General features: G+C 70.0%; 2 protein-coding genes. Both read left to right on the top strand.

The genetic code is table 11. The annotated features are described in order from the left end of the window. The first annotated feature begins 40 nt into the window (after positions 1–40). Positions 41–289 carry a type II toxin-antitoxin system Phd/YefM family antitoxin gene (locus tag GTR02_RS21990; protein WP_166609583.1) on the top strand — a complete coding sequence of 83 codons (249 nt, stop codon included), beginning with the start codon at positions 41–43 and terminating at the stop codon, positions 287–289. After that, complete coding sequence (locus GTR02_RS21985) at positions 286–666, top strand: type II toxin-antitoxin system VapC family toxin (RefSeq protein WP_166609584.1); 381 nt, start codon at positions 286–288, stop codon at positions 664–666. The genes GTR02_RS21990 and GTR02_RS21985 overlap by 4 nt, the downstream gene beginning before the upstream one ends. Positions 667–759: the final 93 nt, after the last annotated feature.

The following is a 759-nucleotide window of genomic DNA, read 5'->3' as shown; positions in this document are numbered from 1 at the left end:
GCGCCGAACCCGCCAGTAGCACAAGTGCTATCCTGTCGCCATGATGACCGTCGGGCTTCGTGAACTCCGCCAACAAGCCTCCGACCTCGTCCGTCGCGTCGAGGCCGGGGAAGAAGTCACCATCACGGTCGCCGGCCGGGCCAGTGCCCGCCTGGTCCCGGCGAACACACGCTCCTGGCGCACCTGGTCCGACGTCGAAGAGCTGTTCTCCGGCCCGGGCGACCCGACCTGGGAGCAGGACCGCGAGTTGATCGACACCGAGATCACCGATCCGTGGGCGCGGCAGTGAGGGCCGTCCTGGACACCAGCGTCGTCATCGCCACCGACATCGGCCCACTGCCCGGCGAACTGGCCATCAGCACGGCGACCCTGGCCGAGCTGCACTTCGGCGTGCTCGTGACCACCGACACCACAGTCCGCGCCGAACGCCTGCGGCGGCTGTCCATCCTGCAGCGACGCTTCGACGCGCTGCCGCTGGACGAGGCCGTCGCCGCGAGCTACGGCCAGCTGGCCGCAGCAGTCGTCGCTGCCGGCCGCCAACCGCGGGCTCGGACGATGGACCTCCTCATCGCGGCCACCGCACACGCCCACGACGCCCGCCTCTACACCCGCAACGCGGCCGATCTGAAGGGCGCTGACCACCTCCTGGACGTGGTCACCATCTGAGTCTCCACATGCAGCCGGGCGGCGGGGATCTCGCGGTCATGACACCGTCCGCGCGCGGTCACGGCTGACCGACATTCTTGCGGTCGTGCCGAT

This window comes from Kineococcus siccus (assembly GCF_009906795.1).
GTDB lineage: Bacteria > Actinomycetota > Actinomycetes > Actinomycetales > Kineococcaceae > Kineococcus > Kineococcus siccus.
The sequence above is the reverse complement of the archived record's forward strand: the minus strand, read 5'-3'. Positions and strand labels throughout refer to the sequence as shown.